Origin of the sequence: Pseudonocardia autotrophica (assembly GCF_003945385.1) — a bacterium.
In the GTDB taxonomy this organism is placed as follows: Bacteria; Actinomycetota; Actinomycetes; order Mycobacteriales; family Pseudonocardiaceae; genus Pseudonocardia; species Pseudonocardia autotrophica.
This window is the reverse complement of sequence record NZ_AP018920.1, coordinates 6778067-6796498: the sequence shown is the minus strand read 5'-3', so window position 1 is coordinate 6796498 and position 18432 is coordinate 6778067. Positions and strand designations below refer to the sequence as shown.

At 73.6% G+C, this 18432-nt stretch carries 19 protein-coding genes; 15 read left to right on the top strand and 4 right to left on the bottom strand.

Annotated elements, in window-relative coordinates:
- The first annotated feature begins 37 nt into the window (after window positions 1–37).
- Genes Pdca_RS31630 through Pdca_RS31595 form a run of 8 tightly spaced genes read left to right on the top strand, consistent with a single transcriptional unit; the run spans window position 38 to window position 7241 of the window.
- Complete coding sequence (locus Pdca_RS31630; protein ID WP_085913395.1) at window positions 38–841, top strand: IclR family transcriptional regulator; 804 nt, start codon at window positions 38–40, stop codon at window positions 839–841.
- Window positions 838–2094, top strand: coding sequence for an ABC transporter substrate-binding protein (locus Pdca_RS31625; protein ID WP_158092181.1), 1257 nt, complete (start codon window positions 838–840; stop codon window positions 2092–2094). Before Pdca_RS31630 ends, Pdca_RS31625 begins: the two co-directional genes overlap by 4 nt.
- Entirely contained in the window at window positions 2091–3062 is a 972-nt protein-coding gene (locus tag Pdca_RS31620) for a carbohydrate ABC transporter permease (RefSeq protein WP_085913294.1), read from the top strand. The genes Pdca_RS31625 and Pdca_RS31620 overlap by 4 nt, the downstream gene beginning before the upstream one ends.
- Entirely contained in the window at window positions 3059–3904 is an 846-nt protein-coding gene (locus tag Pdca_RS31615; RefSeq protein ID WP_085913293.1) for a carbohydrate ABC transporter permease, read from the top strand. Before Pdca_RS31620 ends, Pdca_RS31615 begins: the two co-directional genes overlap by 4 nt.
- Window positions 3901–4533 (top strand): bifunctional 4-hydroxy-2-oxoglutarate aldolase/2-dehydro-3-deoxy-phosphogluconate aldolase, encoded by a 633-nt coding sequence (locus Pdca_RS31610; protein ID WP_085913292.1) that lies wholly within the window; start codon window positions 3901–3903, stop codon window positions 4531–4533. The genes Pdca_RS31615 and Pdca_RS31610 overlap by 4 nt, the downstream gene beginning before the upstream one ends.
- Window positions 4530–5456, top strand: coding sequence for a sugar kinase (locus tag Pdca_RS31605; protein ID WP_232021307.1), 927 nt, complete (start codon window positions 4530–4532; stop codon window positions 5454–5456). Before Pdca_RS31610 ends, Pdca_RS31605 begins: the two co-directional genes overlap by 4 nt.
- Window positions 5457–5499: 43 nt before the next feature.
- Entirely contained in the window at window positions 5500–6636 is a 1137-nt protein-coding gene (locus Pdca_RS31600; protein ID WP_085913291.1) for an ABC transporter ATP-binding protein, read from the top strand.
- 5 nt (window positions 6637–6641) lie between these two features.
- Window positions 6642–7241 carry a superoxide dismutase gene (locus Pdca_RS31595; protein ID WP_085913290.1) on the top strand — a complete coding sequence of 200 codons (600 nt, stop codon included), beginning with the start codon at window positions 6642–6644 and terminating at the stop codon, window positions 7239–7241.
- A gap of 141 nt (window positions 7242–7382) precedes the next feature.
- On the opposite strand, the gene surE is transcribed toward Pdca_RS31595, so the two are convergent.
- The gene (surE, locus tag Pdca_RS31590; protein ID WP_232021305.1) at window positions 7383–8042 is read right to left on the bottom strand and encodes a 5'/3'-nucleotidase SurE; all 660 of its coding nucleotides are present in this window, start codon (window positions 8040–8042) and stop codon (window positions 7383–7385) included.
- A 119-nt stretch (window positions 8043–8161) separates the two neighbouring features.
- On the opposite strand from surE, the gene Pdca_RS31585 reads away from it, so the two are divergent.
- Window positions 8162–9538 (top strand): ATP-dependent 6-phosphofructokinase, encoded by a 1377-nt coding sequence (locus Pdca_RS31585; protein WP_085913289.1) that lies wholly within the window; start codon window positions 8162–8164, stop codon window positions 9536–9538.
- Between the two features lie 15 nt (window positions 9539–9553).
- Here the strand turns inward: Pdca_RS31585 and Pdca_RS31580 are convergent, their stop codons facing one another.
- Together Pdca_RS31580 and Pdca_RS31575 are read right to left on the bottom strand one after the other, a co-directional pair.
- On the bottom strand, window positions 9554–10384 hold the full coding sequence (locus Pdca_RS31580; RefSeq protein WP_197719860.1) for a transglutaminase family protein: 831 nt from the start codon (window positions 10382–10384) through the stop codon (window positions 9554–9556).
- Between the two features lie 37 nt (window positions 10385–10421).
- A complete protein-coding gene (locus Pdca_RS31575; RefSeq protein ID WP_085913288.1) occupies window positions 10422–11363 on the bottom strand; it encodes an ATP-binding protein in 942 nt (313 codons plus the stop codon).
- 220 nt (window positions 11364–11583) lie between these two features.
- Here Pdca_RS31575 and Pdca_RS31570 point away from each other — a divergent pair, with 220 nt between their 5' ends.
- On the top strand, window positions 11584–12036 hold the full coding sequence (locus Pdca_RS31570; RefSeq protein ID WP_085913287.1) for a MaoC family dehydratase: 453 nt from the start codon (window positions 11584–11586) through the stop codon (window positions 12034–12036).
- Window positions 12037–12048: 12 nt separating this feature from the next.
- Complete coding sequence (locus Pdca_RS31565) at window positions 12049–13260, top strand: acetyl-CoA C-acetyltransferase (RefSeq protein ID WP_085913286.1); 1212 nt, start codon at window positions 12049–12051, stop codon at window positions 13258–13260.
- Between the two features lie 43 nt (window positions 13261–13303).
- Here the strand turns inward: Pdca_RS31565 and Pdca_RS31560 are convergent, their stop codons facing one another.
- A complete protein-coding gene (locus Pdca_RS31560) occupies window positions 13304–13792 on the bottom strand; it encodes an inorganic diphosphatase (protein ID WP_085913285.1) in 489 nt (162 codons plus the stop codon).
- A gap of 228 nt (window positions 13793–14020) precedes the next feature.
- On the opposite strand from Pdca_RS31560, the gene dacB reads away from it, so the two are divergent.
- The 4 genes from dacB (at window position 14021) to hpt (ending at window position 18432) form a co-directional block, all read left to right on the top strand.
- On the top strand, window positions 14021–15430 hold the full coding sequence (gene dacB, locus Pdca_RS31555) for a D-alanyl-D-alanine carboxypeptidase/D-alanyl-D-alanine endopeptidase (RefSeq protein ID WP_085913284.1): 1410 nt from the start codon (window positions 14021–14023) through the stop codon (window positions 15428–15430).
- Between the two features lie 84 nt (window positions 15431–15514).
- Window positions 15515–16582 carry a zinc-dependent metalloprotease gene (locus Pdca_RS31550; RefSeq protein WP_085913393.1) on the top strand — a complete coding sequence of 356 codons (1068 nt, stop codon included), beginning with the start codon at window positions 15515–15517 and terminating at the stop codon, window positions 16580–16582.
- A 1-nt stretch (window position 16583) separates the two neighbouring features.
- The gene (gene tilS / locus Pdca_RS37270) at window positions 16584–17810 is read left to right on the top strand and encodes a tRNA lysidine(34) synthetase TilS (RefSeq protein ID WP_085913283.1); all 1227 of its coding nucleotides are present in this window, start codon (window positions 16584–16586) and stop codon (window positions 17808–17810) included.
- Between the two features lie 61 nt (window positions 17811–17871).
- Entirely contained in the window at window positions 17872–18432 is a 561-nt protein-coding gene (gene hpt / locus Pdca_RS31540; RefSeq protein ID WP_085913282.1) for a hypoxanthine phosphoribosyltransferase, read from the top strand.

Sequence of the window (18432 nt, the reverse complement as noted above, 5' to 3'; positions counted from 1 at the left end):
TGGATGAGTCGATAACGACGTCGATACGGAGGTGGCGATGGCCGGTGAGCAGCAGGCGACCAATCAGAGCGTCGAGAGGGCCGCGGCGGTACTCGCCGCGTTCTCCGACACACGGGCGCTGCGAGTCGCCGATGTCGCGAACCGGGCGGGCCTCGGCCAGTCGACGACCTCCCGGATGCTCGCGACCCTGGAGGCGCTGGCCTACGTCGAGCGGGATGCGGCAGGCACGTACCGGCTGGGGGCCGCGGTGATCGAGCTGTCCGCGGCGGCGCTGAACCAGCACCCGGTGTTCCGGGCCGGTCGCCAGCCCGTGCAGGACCTGGCCGGGCGCACCGGGCTCGGGGCGAACCTGTCGGTACTGCGCGACTGGTCGGTGTTCTACCTCGCCAACTTCGAGGGCCCGGACGCGCCGCGCGCGGCCACCCTGGCCGGCAGGCACAACCCGTTGCACGCCACCGGGATGGGGAAGTGCCTGCTGCTCGGCTCCACACCGGAGCAGCGCCGCGACGTGCTCGGCGAGCTGCAGTCCTTCACCCGGCACACCATCGCCGCACACGACCCGCTGGACGACGAGCTGGACCGAACCCGGGAGCGCGGCTACGCGACCGAGATCGAGGAGCTGGCCTTCGGGCGGGCCTGCGTCGCGGCCCCCGTGCACGACGCGGACGGCCTGGTCGTCGCCGCCGTCTCGATCTCCGGCTCGCTGTCGGTGATCGACCTGGCCCGGCGGGAGCGGGAGCTCTCGGTGCAGGCGATCGAGACCGCCGACGCGATCAGCGTGACGCTGGGATACACGAGCCCGGCCGAGGTCGGCACCGTCCCGCCGGCGGGGCGGTCGTGAGCGCCGCGGCGCCCACCTCGCGCCGGGGATTCCTCGGTCTCGCCGCGGCGGTGGCAACGGCGTCGCTGGTGGGATGCGGCCGGCAGCAGACCGGCACCGGTGACCTGGTCCTGGAGTTCCCGTCCTGGCAGGCGGAGGAGGGCAGCTTCGCGCCGTGGTGGCGCGAGCTCGTCGCCGCCTACGAGCAGCGGAACCCGGGGATCCGGATCAACCTCTACCCGATGCCGTTCGACAGCTACGCGGACCAGCTGACGATCCGGTTCGCCGCGAACCAGCGGCCGGACATCCTGCACCTGCCGGCCCGCAACGCCGCCGAGTTCGCCGGGCGTGGCTGGCTGGAGTCGCTGCAGACCCGGCTGGACGGCACCGACATCGTGTCGTCCTGGACGCCGCTGCAGGAGGAGATGGCCTCCGACGGCGACCACTACGGGGTCCTGCTGCTCGGCTACGGCTACAGCCTCTACTGCAACGAGTCCCTGCTCCGCGCCGCCGGGCATCCGGTGCCGCGGACCACCGACGAGCTGCTCGCGGCGGCCGAGGCGGTGACCGGCGGCGGCGTCTACGGCTTCGGCGCGACCACGACCCAGAACCCGGACAACTACACCGAGCTGGCGGCCTTCGTCGTCGGCACCGGAGGCAGCCTGTTCGACGGCGACCGGGTCACCGCGACCACTCCCGAGACGATCCGCGGCCTGGACGCCTATCGCCGGGCGGTCGCGCAGGCACCGCGCGGGATCCAGAGCCAGCAGCGCAACGAGCTGTTCCTCACCGGGAAGATCGCGATGCTGCTGGAGGGCCCGTTCTTCGCCTCCGAGCTGGAGGCCGCCGACGAGCGGATCCGGCCGGCGCTCACCGTCGCGCGGGCCCCCTTCGCCCGCACACCCGGCGGCACCTCGAACAGCATCCACATCCCCGAGGGCACCGATCCCCGGCGGGCCGACGCGGCCTGGGAGTTCATCCGGCTCGCCTGCTCCCCGCAGTGGCAGCACCGCTACCGGGAGCTGACCGGGAACCCGATACCGCGCCGGAACCTCGACGACGAGCCGGCCGCGGGGAGCGAGCTCGCACTCGTCCAGCAGCTCGCCGACGAGGCGACCTCGATCTTCCCCGACAGCGAGGCACAGCGGGAACGGTTCGGCCGGATCAGCGACATCGTCGCGGCCGCCGCGGTCTCGCTCATCACCGGCCGGGAGCCGACCACGGCGATCGCCGACACGCTCCAGGATCAGCTCGAGGAGGCGGTCAGCCCATGACCTCACCGGCCACCGGAACCACGACCGCGGACCCACCGGGTCCGTCCACCGGCCCCGCCCCCGGGCCGCGTCCGCTCCAGCGGCGCGCCCAGCGGCGCCGGCGGCTGTTCGCCTACGGCACGCTCGCACCCACCCTGCTGGTCGTCGCCGTGCTGATGGCCTACCCGCTCTACGTCGCCCTGGACCTGAGCCTGCGCGGCGGTCAGATCTCCGACCTGCTGGACCTGAGCGGCAATCCCTACACGCTCGGCAACTACGCCGAGGTGCTGAGCTCGTCCGGCCTGCTCGCCGACGTCGTCCGGTCCGTCGTCTACACGCTCGGGGTGGTGGTCCCGGCGTTCGCGATCGGGCTCGGTCTCGCGCTGCTGCTCAACCGGGCCTTCCCGGGCAGGCGGATCATCCGGCCGCTGGTGCTGCTGCCGTGGGCGGTGCCGGGCGTGGTCGTCGCCGCCGCGTTCAGCTGGATGCTCGACTCGTCCTACGGCGTGGTGAACTACCTGCTGCGCACGGTCGGGCTGATCGACGAGAACGTCGCCTGGCTCGCCGACAGCCGGACCGCGCTCGCCGCGGTGATCGTCCCGACGGTGTGGAAGTACTACCCGTTCTTCACCCTGATCCTGCTCGCGCAGCTGCAGTCGATCCCGGCCGAGCTGTACGAAGCGGCCCGGGTCGACGGTGCCTCGCCGGTGCGGCAGTTCCGGCACATCACCTGGCCTGCGATCGCGGGCGCGTCCACCCTCGCCGTCGTGATCACCGCGATCGGGGTGTTCCGCGAGTTCGACTTCATCTTCCCGCTCACCGGGGGTGGTCCGAACGAGGCCACCCAGACCCTGGCCGTGCGGATCTACACCGAGGCGTTCCAGTACTTCGAGATGGGCACCGCGACCGCGCTGGGCATCGTCACGATGGCGATCTGCGGGTTCTTCCTGCTGGCCGGTGGCCGCTCGATCCGACGGGAGTTCTCATGAGTGCCACGGCGCTCTCCGGTGGCCGCCGGTGGAGCCTGCTCGCACTGGCCGTCGTCGTGACCGGTGTGCTGATGTTCCCGGTCTACTGGATGATCATGACGTCGCTGGTTCCCAGCAACGACCTGCTGGTGGCCGAACCGCCGCTGGTACCGCCCGCGGACTCGGCGACGACCGAGGCGTGGACCGGGGTGATCGACGACCAGCCGGTCGGCCGCTGGCTGTGGAACTCGACGGTGACCACGCTCGGTGCGGCGATCATCTCGACCGCGGTGAGCACCCTGGGCGGGTACAGCCTGTCCCGGTTCCGGACCGCGGGTCAGCAGGCGATGGGATTCACCCTGCTGTTCAGCCGCATGCTGCCGGGAACCCTGCTGATCATCCCGTTGTTCGTGCTGTTCGCCGGGCTCGGGATGGTGAACAACCTCTGGTCGGTCACGCTGGTCAACATCGCGGCCACCGTTCCGTTCACCACCTGGTTGATGAAGGGGTTCGTCGACTCGGTACCCGCCGAGCTCGAACAGTCCGCGATGATCGACGGTTGCGGCCGGCTGCGCGCGCTCTGGTATGTGGTGGTCCCGCTGCTCAAGCCGGGGATCGCCGCGACCTTCGTCTACGCATCCATCCTGACCTGGGGTGACTTCCTCTTCGCCCGCACGCTGATGGGCGATCCGCAGGGCTGGACGGTGACCGTCGGGATCGCGACGTTCATCGGTGAGTTCAGCATCGACTGGTCCGGCCTGATGGCGATCGGCCTCATGTCGACGGTGCCGATGGTGCTGCTGTTCATCGTGCTTGAACCGTTCCTGTCCCGCGGGATGACGGCCGGGGCGGTGAAGGGATGACCGCCGCACAGGACCTGATGGCGACCCTGCGCGAGACCAGGCTGCTGGCCATCGTGCGCGGCGCGGACCGCGCGGCGAGTGTGGCCACCGCGCTGGCACTGGTCGAGGAGGGGGTGCGGGCGCTGGAGATCTCGCTGAGCGGCCACGAACCGCTCGCGGTGATCGAGGAGGTGGCGGCGCGCACGGCGGGCCGGGCCGCGGTCGGCGCAGGCACCGTGCTCACCCCCGCCCAGGTGGACGCCGCCGTCGCGGCCGGTGCCCGGTTCGTGGTGACGCCCGCGGTGGCCGGCTCCGTGCCGCACGCCGTCGCGGCCGGGCTGCCGGTGCTCTGCGGCGCCCTCACCCCGACCGAGGTGGCCACCGCGGTCGGGCACGGCGCCACCGCGGTGAAGATCTTCCCGGCGTCGACCGTCGGCCCCGGCTACCTGGACGCGCTGGCGGGGCCCTTTCCCGGCCTGGACACCGTGCCCGTCGGCGGGATCGGGAAGGACCAGGCCGTCGAGTACCTCGCCCACGGCGCCTGTGCGGTCGGGGTCGCCGGCCCGCTGTGCGGTGACGCCCCGGACGGCGGCGACCTGGCGGCCCTGCGGCACCGGACCCGCGCGTTCCTGCAGGCGGTGCAGCCGTGATCGATCTGCTGGTCGCCGGTGAGGTGATGACCGCGGTCCGCTGCGACGGCCCGCTGCGCCTCGGCGGGAGCGCGACGGTGTCGGTGGTCGGCGCGGAGGCCGGCGTCGCGATCGGCGCCGCCCGGCTCGGGCACAGCACGGCGCTGGGCGGCCGGGTCGGCGCCGACGAGTCCGGGGCACTGGTCCGGCGCACGCTGGCCGCCGAGCAGGTGGCCCTCGACGCCGTCGTCACCGATCCGGAGGCCACCACCGGGCTGGTGCTCTTCGAGCGCCGCACGCCCGACCTGACCCGGGTCGAGTACCACCGGCGCGGGTCGGCCGGGTCCCGGTGGGGGCCTGCGGACCTCGCTCCCGCGCTCGCCCTGCGGCCGCGGGCGGTACACCTCTCCGGGGTCACCGCGGCGCTGTCCGAGTCCTGTCGCGCGGCCTGCGCCGAGCTCGCCCGCCGGGCCCGCCTGCTCGGCGCCGTGGTGTCGTTCGACCTCAACCACCGCCCCGCCCTGTGGCCCGGCGACGTGGCGGGCCCGGAGCTCGCCGCACTGGCCGGGCTGGCCGATGTCGTGATCGGATCCCCCGAGGAGTTCGACCTGATCGGGGCGGCCGACCCGGCCGGCCTGCTGGCCGGGGTCCCCGGCGAGGTCGTGGTCAAGAACGGTGCACACGGCGCGACCAGCCACGACGCCGACGGGACCCGGCACCAGCCTGCGCTGCGGGTCCGGGCGGTGGACCCGGTCGGCGCCGGCGACGCCTTCTGCGCCGGCTGGCTCTCGGCCCTGCTGGACGGCGCCGACCGCACCGAACGGCTCCGCCGGGCGGTCACCGTCGGGGCCTTCGCGGTCACCGCCCGCGGCGACTGGGAGGGCCTGCCCCGCCGCGACGAGCTGTCCCTGCTGGGCCTGCCCGACGGCGCCGTCGTGCGCTGAGCACCGCCGCCCCGATCCCGCACGAACTCGACGAGGAGACCCCATGGCAGCCGTCACCTTCGACAAGGCATCCCGGATCTACCCGGGGACCCCGCCGGTGCGCGCGGTCGACACCCTGGACCTGAGCATCGCCGACGGTGAGTTCCTGGTCCTCGTCGGCCCGTCCGGCTCCGGCAAGTCCACCGCGCTGCGGATGCTCGCCGGCCTGGAGGACACCGACGAGGGCGCGATCCACATCGGCGACCGGGACGTCACCGACGCGGCGCCGAAGGACCGGGACATCGCGATGGTCTTCCAGTCGTACGCGCTCTACCCGCACATGACCGTCGCCGAGAACATGGGGTTCGCGCTGCGCCTGCAGAAGGTGCCACCGGCGCAGCGCCGCGCCAGGGTGGAGACGGCCGCCGAGCTGCTCGATCTCACCCGCTACCTGGACCGTCGGCCACGGGCGCTGTCCGGCGGGCAGCGCCAGCGGGTGGCGATGGGCCGGGCGATCGTGCGGGAGCCGTCGGTCTTCCTGATGGACGAGCCGTTGTCCAACCTCGACGCCAAGCTGCGGGTCGAGACCCGGGCCAACATCGCCGCGCTGCAGCAGCGGCTGGGCACGACCACCGTCTACGTCACGCACGACCAGACCGAGGCGATGACGATGGGCGATCGGGTCGCCGTGCTGCGCGACGGGCGCCTGCAACAGTGCGCCCCGCCGCGCGAGCTCTACGACCGGCCGGTCAACGCGTTCGTCGCCGGGTTCATCGGGTCGCCCGCGATGAACCTGCTGCCCGGCCGGATCGTCGACGACGGGATCGTCGTCGACACGCACCGGATCGGTGACGCGAGCGGATGGCGGCTCGACGAGCTCGGCGCGGACCGCGCGGCCCGGGTCGGCGTGCGGCCGGAGGGGCTGCGGCTCGCCGCGGACGGCCTGCCGATCGTCGTGGACCTGGTCGAGGAGCTCGGCTCGGACAGCTTCCTGCACGGCCGGTACACCGACGCCGGCGGCGAGGGGCACCGGCTGACCGTCCGGCTTCCGGCCTCGACGCCGTCCCCGACCATCGGGGGCGTCGTCCGGGTCGCCGTCGATCCCGCCGCGGTCCACCTGTTCCACCCGGGCACCGACGAGCGGCTGGGACAGCGGCGCAGCTCACACTTGACCTCAACCGGGGTTGAGGTCGTTGGCTGAGCCGCATGGCCGACTACACGCTTCCGGACCTGCCCTACGACTACTCAGCCCTGGCGCCGCACATCGCGCCGGAGATCATGGAGCTGCACCACTCCAAGCACCACAACACCTACGTGCAGGGCCTGAACGCCACCCTGGAGAAGCTCGCCGACGCCCGCGAGCGCAACGACTTCGGTGCGATCGTCGGTCTCGAGAAGACCCTCGCGTTCAACCTGGGCGGGCACGTCAACCACTCCGCGTTCTGGAAGAACCTCTCCCCGGACGGCGGCGACAAGCCCACCGGTGACCTCGCCTCGGCGATCGATGAGAACTTCGGCTCCTTCGACGCGTTCCAGGCGCACTTCACCGCCGCCGCCACCACCATCCAGGGCTCCGGCTGGGCCATCCTCGGCTACGACCGGCTCGGTGGCCGGCTGCTGATCCACCAGCTCTACGACCAGCAGTCCCAGCTGCCGGCCGGCCAGACCCCGATCGTGCTGCTCGACATGTGGGAGCACGCGTTCTACCTGCAGTACAAGAACGTGAAGCCGGACTACGTCAAGGCCTGGTGGAACGTCGTCGACTGGGCGGACGCCGCGCAGCAGTTCGCCGACGCGAAGGGCTGAGCGCGCTCAGCCCGGGACCGGGGCGGTGCCCGCCGGGTAGCCGGTGGCGCCGTCCCGGTGCCCGATCGGGGCGAGCTCGGTGACGGTCGGGTGGCCTGCGGCGAGCAGTGCGACGTCGGTGCCGGGCTCGGCCTCGCCGTACTACTCGGAGACCAGCGCCCGCAGGCCAGCGGGCCGCCCTCCGTCGGGCCCGCGGTGCACCATCCGCACCCGGACCGCGCCGGAGTCGCACAGTCGCGCCTCGCGCAGCGCGGGCAGCTCCGCGGGCGCGACGTCCGGGACGTTCACCGACCAGGCGGTTCCCGCGGGGCGGGCGGCGAGGCGCTCCAGCAGCTCCGGGAGCAGCCCGGTGGCCGCCGCCCAGTGCGGGTGCTCGGGCAGCCGCAGACCGCAGTGCAGCGAGAACGCGATCCCGGACCAGCCGTTCAGCGAGCCGGCCAGCACCGCCCCGACGGTGCCGGAGTGCAGCACCTGACCGCCGGTGTTCGCACCCGGGTTGATCCCGGACAGCACGACGTCGGGCTCCCGGGAGAACCAGCCCTGCCCGGCCGCGCGCACGATGAACCCGGGATCGGCGTCGACGCCGTAGGCCGGGATTCCGTCGAGCGCCGGGATCGTGTGCTCGGTGACACCGATGTGCCCGTCGGTCAGCACGCACCGGACCGATCCGCCGGCACCGCTGGCGTCCCCGGCCGGGGCCGCGACGATCACGTCCAGACCGGTGTCACGGGTCGCTCGGGCGAGCGCGTGCAGGCCGGGGGCGTGGATGCCGTCGTCGTTGGTCAGCAGGGCGAGGGGCACCCTCGTCACACTAGGCGCGGCCCGGCCTGACACCGGGACCGGTGGTGCAGCATGATCGGACACCGGAGCGGTCTGCGGACGGACTGCATCGATCCACCCGGCATCCGGAGGAGGACCGCGTGACGACCTGGGAGTACAGCAGCATCACGCCGGACGACCTGGCGATCGACACGCTGGGCCCCGCCCGGATCACCTCGCCGCTGGCCCCGCTGCTGGATGCCCGCCGCACCACCGAGCACTACGTCGACGCCGGCGACCGGGTGTTGCTCGACGACACCGCGGCCGGGCTCAAGTCGCGCGGGGTCGACGTCGAGGAGCTGCCCGGCCTGGAGCCGTGCGGCCCGCGCCGCCAGATCTACTTCGACCCGTCCAAGACCCGGGCCGGGATCGTCACCTGCGGCGGGCTGTGCCCCGGGCTCAACGACGTCATCGCCGGCCTGGTGCGCACGCTGACCTACCACTACGGCGTCCGCCGGGTCGTCGGGTTCCGCAACGGCTACCGCGGCTTCGTCTCCTCCTACGGCCACGACGTCGTCGAGCTGTCCCCGGAGTCGGTCCGTGACATCCCGGTCGACGGCGGCACCTTCCTCGGCACCTCGCGTGGCCCGCAGGACCCGGAGGAGATCGTCGACTGCCTCGAGCAGATGCACCTCAACGTGCTGTTCGTGATCGGCGGCGACGGCACCATGCGCGGCGCGATGGAGATCGCCAGGGTGGTGTCCGAGCGGGGCCTGCGGATCGCCGTCGTCGGGATCCCGAAGACGATCGACAACGACATCCCCTTCATCGACCAGAGCTTCGGCTTCCAGACGGCGTTCTCCCAGGCCAGCGAGGCCATCCGGTCGGTGACGGTGGAGGCCAAGTCCACCCCGGGCGGGGTCGGCCTGGTGAAGCTGATGGGCAGGCACTCCGGTTTCATCGCCTGCTACGCCTCGCTCGTCCGGTCCGACGCCGACGCGGTGCTGATCCCGGAGGTCCCGTTCGAGCTGGACGGCGAGACCGGCCTGCTGCACCACCTGCGGCGCCGGGTCGCCCAGCGCGGGCACGCCGTCGTGGTGGTGGCGGAGGGTGCCGGGCAGGAGATGCTGCCCCAGGTCGGCCGCACCGACGCCTCCGGCAACGCCAAGCTCGCCGACGTCGGGCCGTGGCTCAAGGAGCGGATCGCCGACTCCTTCACCGAGACCGGCACCGAGACCACCGTCCGCTACGTCGATCCCAGCTACCTCATCCGCAGCGTCCCGGCGAACCCGTACGACTGTGTGTACACCGTGCGGCTCGCGCAGGCCGCGGTGCACGCCGCGATGTCCGGCCGGACGTCGATGGTGGTCGGCCGGGTGCGCCGCCGGTTCGTGCACATCCCGATGACGCTCGCGGTGAGCCGGCGCAACCAGGTCGACCCGCACGGCGACCTGTGGATGGCCGTCCTGGAGTCCACCGGGCAGCCGTGGCGGTTCGGGGAGGACTCCGGCGCACCGACCAGGGCGCCGCACTCCTAGGGGCCCGGCCGGCGCTCAGTTCAGGTGCGCCCGGTGCCTGCGGGCCTCGACCCGCACCTCGTCGAGCACCTCGGCCCCGGAGCGGGATCCGCGGCCGGGCCCGTCGGCCCAGGACTCCATCAGCCGGGCCGCCTCGTCCCACCTGGCCTGGGCGGCGAGCACGTCGCCGAGCTGGCGGACCAGCTCGGGGCCCTGGTGCCGCAGGCCCAGCCGCATCCGCAGCACCCACTCAAGGTTCGTGTGGTCCTTGGTGCGGGAGTAGTTCGCACGCAGATTGTCGAGCATCCGGGCCAGGATCTGGCGGGTCGAGGTGCGGGGGAGCAGGCCCGGCCCGAACGGCACCTCCGGCCCGGCGCCGGTGGTGGCCCGGTACAGCGCCTCACAACCCGCGAGATCGAGCCGCCGCCCGTGGTCGAACATGTCGAGATAGCGCTGGGTGCCGGGCAGCCGGACGAGGAAGTGGCCCGGCATCCCGACCCCCTCCAGCGCCACCCCGGCCCGGCGACCGACCTCGATCGCCACCACCGACAGCGTGATCGGGATCCCGGTACGGCGGTCCAGCACGTCGGGCAGGAAGGAGTTGCGCGGGTCGCGGTAGTCCTCGGTGTTCGGGGTGAACCCGGCCTCGGTGAACAACCGGTGCAGCAGCGACTCCGGGCCGGTGACGCCGTCGGCCAGCTCGTCGAGGAGGGCGCGCGCCCGGACGGCGGCCGCCGCGGCGCTCGCGGGGTCGGCGGCGGCTCCGGCGGCGATGGCGAGGGCACCCTCGTCGAGCGAGGGTTCCGGGCCGGTCACCATCCGGAGGAAGCGGGACACCGGGTCGGCGGCGCGATCGGGCTGCGTCACCTGGTCACTCTGTCATCTCCCGGGCGGCGCCACACCGTCACGGCGGGTTCATCACGACCCGTACGACGGTGCCCTGCACCTGCCCCGGGTCGTCGTCGGCGGTCCACACCTGCAGCACGTCGGCCAGCTCCGAGGCCAGCCACAGCCCGCGACCGCGCTCGCCCGCCGGTGACGGGGCGGCCAGGCCGGGGAAGGCCAGCCGCCCGGGAACGGTGTCGGTCATCTCCGCGACCAGGCCGCCCGGGGTCCGCCACATCCGCAGCACCGGCGCCCCGGATCCGTGCTCGATGCCGTTGCTGACCAGCTCGTTCACCGCGAGGACCAGGTCCTCGACGCGGGCCGGGCCGAGCCCGGACAGCACTCCGTGGCGGTGCACGGTCCGGCGCATCTCGGACAGCCGGTGCAGCTCGACGGCGTCGACGAACAGCGGCACCCCCAGCTCGGCCGGTGGTCGCTGCGGGTTCTCCTGCAGCAGCTCGTGATCGTCGCGGCGGTGTGTGCTGGGCACGGCGGCACCGTCGACGAGGAACTCGTCGTGCAGCGCACCGGCCTGCTCGCGGGCACCGTCCCGGTCGGCGAAGCAGCACAGCATCTCGACCGGCAGCGCCCGCATCGCGTAGCCGATCGCGAGATCGAGCCGGGTCCAGTACGACGAGTCGATGCCGGGCAGCGCGACCGACTGGGCGACCGCGCAGACGCCCGTCGCGCCACCGGCGATCGCGTCCCGCACGGTGCGGCTCCAGCGGCCCGCGACGGTGAACGGCGGCGCCGAATGCAGTTCCTCCGGCTGTACGTACCGCACCCCGGCCTCGCCGCCGAGCGCCCGCTCCAGCTCCGATCGGCACCGGCGATCGACCACGACGATCGCCCGGCGTCCGCGTTCCAACGCTGCGGTGACCGGCCCGGTGAGGATCTCGGCCTGGTGCTCGGGGTCCCGGTACGGCACAGCCCGGTGCACGAGGATGGCGGGCGAGCTCATCGGCGGTCGCGTTCGGTCGTGTTCATCGGGGTCGGCGCTCCACGTTCGGGCCCGTCGGGCTGCAGGCCGTCCTACGCGCGCCGACGATAGCCAAGGTGGGTCGATCCCGCGGGACGGGGCGTGTGGGTTTGGTGACCTTCACCGACTCCGGGTACCCCTGGTGCGGTAGAGAACTGTGATCGGCACCGGCGGGTGTGCCGGAGTGAAGGGGAGTGGGCGGATGCGCGTCTTCGACGGGGTCGACGAGCTGCGGGCGGCGAAGGGGACCGAGATCGGTACCTCCGAGTGGTTCGCCGTCGAGCAGGAGCGGATCAACGGGTTCGCCGACGCGACGGAGGACCACCAGTGGATCCACATCGACGCCGAGAAGGCCGCCGACGGTCCGTTCGGCGGCACCATCGCGCACGGCTTCCTCACGCTGTCGCTGCTGCCCAAGCTGCTGCAGGAGGTCTACCGGATCGACGGGGTGAAGATGGGGGTCAACTACGGCCTCAACAAGGTCCGGTTCACCGCCCCGGTGCCGGTCGGCAGCCGGGTCCGGGCGAAGGTCGAGCTGGTCGACATCGCCGACGTCAGCGGCGGCGTGCAGCTCACGACCGGTGTGACGATCGAGATCGAGGGCTCCGAGAAGCCCGCACTGGTCGCCGAGTGGCTGACCCGCCAGTACGTCTGAGGAGGCGAGTTCATGCGTGATGCGGTGATCTGCGAGCCGTTGCGGACCCCGGTGGGCGGGTTCGGCGGGTCGCTGCGCGACGTGCCGGCGCACACACTGGCCTCGACCGTGATCGGGGCATTGATCGAGCGGACCGGGCTGGACCCGTCCGCGGTGGACGACGTGGTGCTGGGGCACTGCTACCCGACGATGGACGCGCCGGCGATCGGCCGGGTCGCGGCACTGGACGCCGGCCTGCCGGTGACCGCGGGCGGCATCCAGATCGACCGCCGGTGCGGATCGGGCCTGCAGGCCGTGCTCTACGCCGCGATGCAGGTGCAGACCGGCGCGGCGGAGGTTCTACTGGCCGGTGGCGCGGAGTCGATGTCCGGGGCGTCGTTCTACTCGACCGGGATGCGCTGGGGGGTCAAGGGTGGCCCGGGTGTGCTGCTGAACGACTCGCTGGCACGGGGCCGGGTGACCGCGGGCGGGAAGAACCACCCGGTGCCCGGCGGGATGCTGGAGACCGCGGAGAACCTGCGCCGGGAGTACGCGATCGCCCGCGAGGAGCAGGACGAGTTCGCGGTGCGGTCGCACCGGCGGGCGGCGGCGGCACAGGCCGCCGGCCGGTTCGCCGACGAGATCGTTCCGGTGACGGTGCCGGGGCGCAAGGCCGACACCGTGGTCGAGGCCGACGAGCACATCCGGCCGGACTCCTCGGTGGAGACGCTGGCGAAGCTGCGCCCGATCCTGGGCCGCGACGACCCGGCGGCGACGGTGACCGCAGGCAACGCCTCCGGCCAGAACGACGGCGCGTCGATCTGCGTGGTGACCAGCCCGGAGAAGGCGGCCGAGCTGGGCCTGCGGCCGCTGGTGCGGGTGGTGTCCTGGGGCCTGGGCGGGGTGCCGCCCGCGACGATGGGGATCGGGCCGGTGCCGGCGACGGCGAAGGCGCTCGACGCGGCCGGTCTGGGCCTGGCCGACATCGACCTGATCGAGCTGAACGAGGCCTTCGCGGCGCAGGTGCTGGCCTGCACCCGGGAGTGGAAGTTCACCGAGTCCGACTTCGAGCGGACCAACGTGAACGGCTCGGGGATCTCGCTGGGGCACCCGGTCGGTGCGACCGGCGGCCGGATCCTGGCCACCCTGGCGCGGGAGATGCAGCGCCGGGACGCCCGCTACGGGCTGGAGACGATGTGTATCGGCGGCGGGCAGGGCCTGGCCGCGGTCTTCGAGAAGGTCTGAGACGTGTCCCCGGGGCGGCCGGCGGCCGCCCCGGGAGCGTGCCTCAGTGGCCCGCCTGCTTGGCCCGCTCGTAGGACGCCTTGATCTCGCGCTCGGCGTCGGCGCGACCGACCCAGGTGGCGCCCTCGACGCTCTTGCCCGGCTCCAGCGTCTTGTAGATCTCGAAGAAGTGCTGGATCTCCGCCCGGTCGAACTCGGCCAGGTGGTGGATGTCGCGCAGGTGCTCCTGGCGCGGGTCGCTGGCCGGGACGCAGAGGACCTTGTCGTCGCCGCCGGCCTCGTCCTTCATCCGGAACATCCCGATCGTCCTGGCGCGGATCACGCAACCCGGGAACGTCGGCTCCTGGACCAGCACGAGCGCGTCCAGCGGGTCGCCGTCCTCGCCCAGCGTGTCGTCGATGAACCCGTAGTCGGCCGGGTACTGGGTGGCGGTGAAGAGGGTCCGGTCCAGCCGGATCCGGCCGGTCTCGTGATCGACCTCGTACTTGTTGCGGCCACCCTTGGGGATTTCGATGGTGACGTCGAAGTCCACGATTCGTTGCTCCTTGAAGAGGGTCACGGTCGCGCCGGGGCCGGGCGGACCGGGTGGCCCGCCCACTCCGGCGGTGTCTGTGCTGCCCCCTAGTGTGAGGGACCGGGGGTCCCCGGCGTCAGGCCGGTGACCCCCAACCGGTGAGGATGTGGCGGGTGTCGCACCATCCGCCGGGCAGGTCGGCCGGTTCCGGGGGCCCGGAACCGGACGTCACGAGCAGGAGGCGGAGTGGGACGCAGGCATCGCCGGCCGGACCGCAACACCCGGCGGGTCGCCGTCATCGCGGTTGCCGTGATGGCACTCGCCTCGCTGTTCGGCGCGGTCGCACTGGCCGGTCCGGAGACCCGTGACCGGCTCGGGCTCGGGGAGACGGCGGCCGCGTACCCGCCGGTCCCGATGCCGGCACTGCGCCCGCTGACCCCGACCGCACCGGTGCCGACCGCGGCCGGCATCACCCAGGCGTTGGCCGACCAGCTGGAATCGCCGGCACTGGGCGACGTCACCGGCGTCGTCATCGACTCATCGGCGCCCCGCGGGGTCGAGCCGCTGTGGGAGCGCGACGGCGGGAAGGCGATGGTCCCCGGCTCCACCACGAAGCTGCTCACCGCGGCCGCGGCGCTGCTGTCGATGAACCCGACCGACCGGCTCGCCACCCGGGTCGTCCCCGGCCCGGACCCGGACTCGGTGGTGCTGATCGGCAGCGGCGACCCGACCCTGACCGCGCTCCCGGCCGGGCAGAACGGGCTCTATCCCGATCCGTCCCGGATCGACGACCTCGCCGCCGAGGTGCGGGAGGCGGTCCAGGTGCCGGTGAACACCGTCTACGTCGACACCTCGCAGTGGAGCGGGCCGTCGCTCTCGCCCGGCTGGGGCCCGAACGACGTCAGCGACGGTTACGTCGCGCCGATGTCGCCGCTGATGCTCGACGGCGGCCGCACCGACCCGCAGGAGCAGGACGGCCCCCGCTCGGCCGACCCGGCCCGCGCGGCCGGGCAGGCGCTGGCGAGCGCGCTCGGCGCCGCCGAGGTCCGGGAGGGCACCGCCGCTCCGAACGCACCGGTGCTGGGCAGCGTCTCCTCCCCGCCGATCGCGAGCCTCGTCGAGTACATGCTCACGGCGTCGGACAACGTCACGGCGGAGGCGCTGGCCCGCCAGGTCGCGATCGTCCGGGACACCGAGGCGACGTTCGACGGTGGCTCGCGCGCGGTCACCGAGGCCCTGGTGCAGGCCGGCTACGATGTGACCGGCCTGCGGGCCGCCGACGGCAGCGGCCTGTCCCGGGAGAACCGGGTCCCGGCCCGGCTGCTCGGCGCGGTGCTGGCCTCGGCCGCTGCCCAGTCCGACAGCCCGGCCGACGTGCAGTTCCTCCGGCCGATCCTGACCGGGCTGCCGGTGGCCGGTGGCGCGGGCACGCTGACCCAGCGGTTCACCGACGGCCCGTCGATCGCCGGGCGGGGTGTGGTGCGGGCCAAGACCGGCACGCTCAGCGGCGCGTCCAGCCTCGCCGGTGTGGTCACCGACGTCGACGGCCGGCTGCTGGTCTTCGCGCTGCTGTCCAACGGCACCTCGCCCGCCGACGCCCGTCCGGCACTGGACCGGGTCGCCGCCACGCTGAGCCGCTGCGGCTGCCGGGGCTGACGCCGGTCGCTCGCCGGACCGACCGGCCGCGCGGTCGCGGGTAGCGTGGCGCCCATGCAGCCCGACGCGACCGGCCCGGCCACGATGACCGCTCCCGCCCCCGCGTCGGACCGGCGCGTCGAGCGGGGCCTGCCCGTCAACTGGTCGCTCGCCGCGAGCACCGCGGCCCGGCTGATGCCCGCGGGCCCGCGCACCACCCCGGCGGCCGCACGGGAGCTGGTCGAGCGGCTCCGGGTCGACTCCGCGCGCGCCGAGGGGCACGTCCGGGAGGTCACCGGCCTCGGCGCGGGCCTGCCGCTGCTGCCGGCCGACGTGCTGGACCGCCCGTCCTGGGCCCGGGCCGCGACCGAGGGGATGGACGCGCTGACCTCCGGCGCGCAGCTGCCCGCGTCGCCGTGGCCGCTGCGCAACGTCACCGCGGCCGGTTCCGGTGTGCAGCTCGGTGCGTTGCTCGCCTATCTCGGGGCCCGGGTGCTCGGCCAGTACGACCCGTTCGGCGGCCCGGGCGGCGCCGGCCGGCTGATCGTCGTCGCCCCGAACGTGCACGCCGCGACCGAGACGCTCGGTGTCGACGGCGAGCAGTTCGGGCTCTGGGTCTGCCTGCACGAGGCCACCCACCGGTTGCAGTTCACCGCGGTGCCCTGGCTGCGCGACCACTTCGCCGGTCTGGTTACCGAGCTGCTCTCGCTGCAGGAGCCGGACACCGCGAAGCTCACCCGGCTGCCGGATGCGATCCGCTCGCTGCGCGGCGAGGACGGCGCCAAGGGCGACGTGCTCGCGTTGGTCGAGCTGCTGCAGGGGCCCGAGCAGCGCGCGGTGCTCGACCGGCTGCTCGCACTGTCCACCCTGCTGGAGGGGCACGCCGATCACGTGATGGACGCCGTCGGCCCGGACGTCGTGCCGGACGTCGCGGTGATCCGCCGCCGGTTCACCGAGCGCCGCCGCGGCGGCGGGATCGTCGACCGGCTGCTGCGGACCCTGCTGGGTGTCGAGGCGAAGATGCGGCAGTACGCGGTCGGCGCGGCGTTCTGCCGGGAGATCGAGGCCGCCGTCGGGATGGACGGCCTCAACCGGGTCTGGGAGTCGCCACGGACGCTGCCGACCCGTGCCGAGCTGACCGAGCCGCAGGCGTGGCTGCGCCGCGTCGGCTGACGTGAGCGCCCCGGCCGTGCGGCGGGTGCGGGCGGCGGTGCACGAGGCCCTCGATCTGCTCGACGACGACGCACGCCGGGCCCCGCCGCTGGTCGGCTGCTCGGGTGGCGCGGACTCCAGCGCGCTGGTGCACGCGGTCCGGGCGGTCGTCGACGGGCCGGTGCACGCACTCGTCGTCGACCACGGCCTGCAGGACGGTTCCGCGGAACGCTCCGCCGCGCTGGCCGCCGCCCTGTGCGGGGCCGGTGTGGACGCGGTCGTGCGGCGGGTCCGGGTGGCCGGGCCGGGCGGCACCGAGGCCGCCGCCCGCCGGGCCCGCCGGGCGGCGCTGCTGGCGGCGCGCCCGCACCCGTCGTCGGTGGTACTGCTCGGGCACACCCTCGACGACCAGGCCGAGACGGTGCTGCTCGGGTTGGCCCGCGGCTCCGGGGCCCGCTCGCTCGCCGGGATGCGGCGGTGGTCGGCGCCCTGGCTGCGCCCGCTGCTGGAGCTGCGCCGCGCGGACACCGTGGCGGCGTGCGCCGAGCTCGGGCTGCCGGTCTGGGCCGATCCGCACAACGCCGATCCCCGGTTCACCCGGGTCCGGGTGCGCCGGGAGGTGCTGCCGCTGCTGGAGGAGGTACTCGGCGGCGGGGTCGCCCGTGCGCTCGCGCGCACCGCCGCCCAGCTGGGTGACGACGACGAGGCCCTCACCGAGGCGGCGGCGCGGCTGCGGCTGCTCGCCGAACCGTCGGGGCCCACCGGGCCCACCGGGTCCGCCGAACCGACAGGCCCGGCCGGGGCGCCGGACCGCCGGGCAGGACCGGCCGGGAGCCCGGACCGCGACGACCCCGGAACAGCGGGTCCCTGGCCGGCTACGCCTGGTGACCTACCGGACCCGGCTCCGCCGGCACAGCCGGGTGATCTGGGCGACAGCCGGACCGTCCTCGCCACCTCCACGGAGCACCCGGAACCCCCCGCGGAGGGCCACCGCGACCCTGTCGCACCACCCCTGGACACCGCGGCCCTGGCGGCCGCCCCGGCGGCCGTACGTCGCCGGGTGCTGCGTGAATGGCTCACCGGGCACGGGGTCCGGGCGCTGACCGACGAGCAGCTGCGCCGCGCCGACGACCTCGTCGGTCGATGGCGCGGGCAGGGCGGACCCACCCTCGGTGGTGGCTTGGAGCTGGTCCGTGCGCGTGGCAGGCTCGTGCTGCGTCACCGTCGCTGGGGACGTGACCGGGCGTGACCGACACTCCGGTGGCAGTCGACCGGGGCCGACGGTCCCGGCACGAGGGGGACGTGAGCGCGTGTACGACGGTGACATCTCGTCGGTTCTGGTCACCGAGGACCAGGTGCGGGAGAAGACCGCGGAGCTGGCCGGCCAGATCGCCGAGGACTATGCCGACGTCGTGCAGGGCGGCCGGGAGAACGACCTGGTGCTGATCGGGGTGCTCAAGGGCGCGGTCATGTTCATGACCGACTTCGCCAGGGCGCTGCCGCTGCCGACCCAGCTCGAGTTCATGGCGGTGAGCTCCTACGGCTCGTCCACGTCGTCGTCCGGGGTGGTCCGGATACTCAAGGACCTCGACCGGGACATCGCGGGCAGGCACGTCCTGATCGTCGAGGACATCATCGACTCCGGGCTGACGCTGAACTGGCTGCGGCGCAACCTGCAGACCCGCTCGCCCGCCTCGCTCGAGGTGGTCACCCTGCTGCGCAAGCCGGACGCGGTGAAGGTCGACGTGCCGGTCCGCTACGTCGGCTTCGACATCCCGAACGAGTTCGTCGTCGGGTACGGCCTGGACTACGCCGAGCGCTACCGGGACCTGCCCTACATCGGCACCCTGGATCCGAAGGTCTACGCCTGA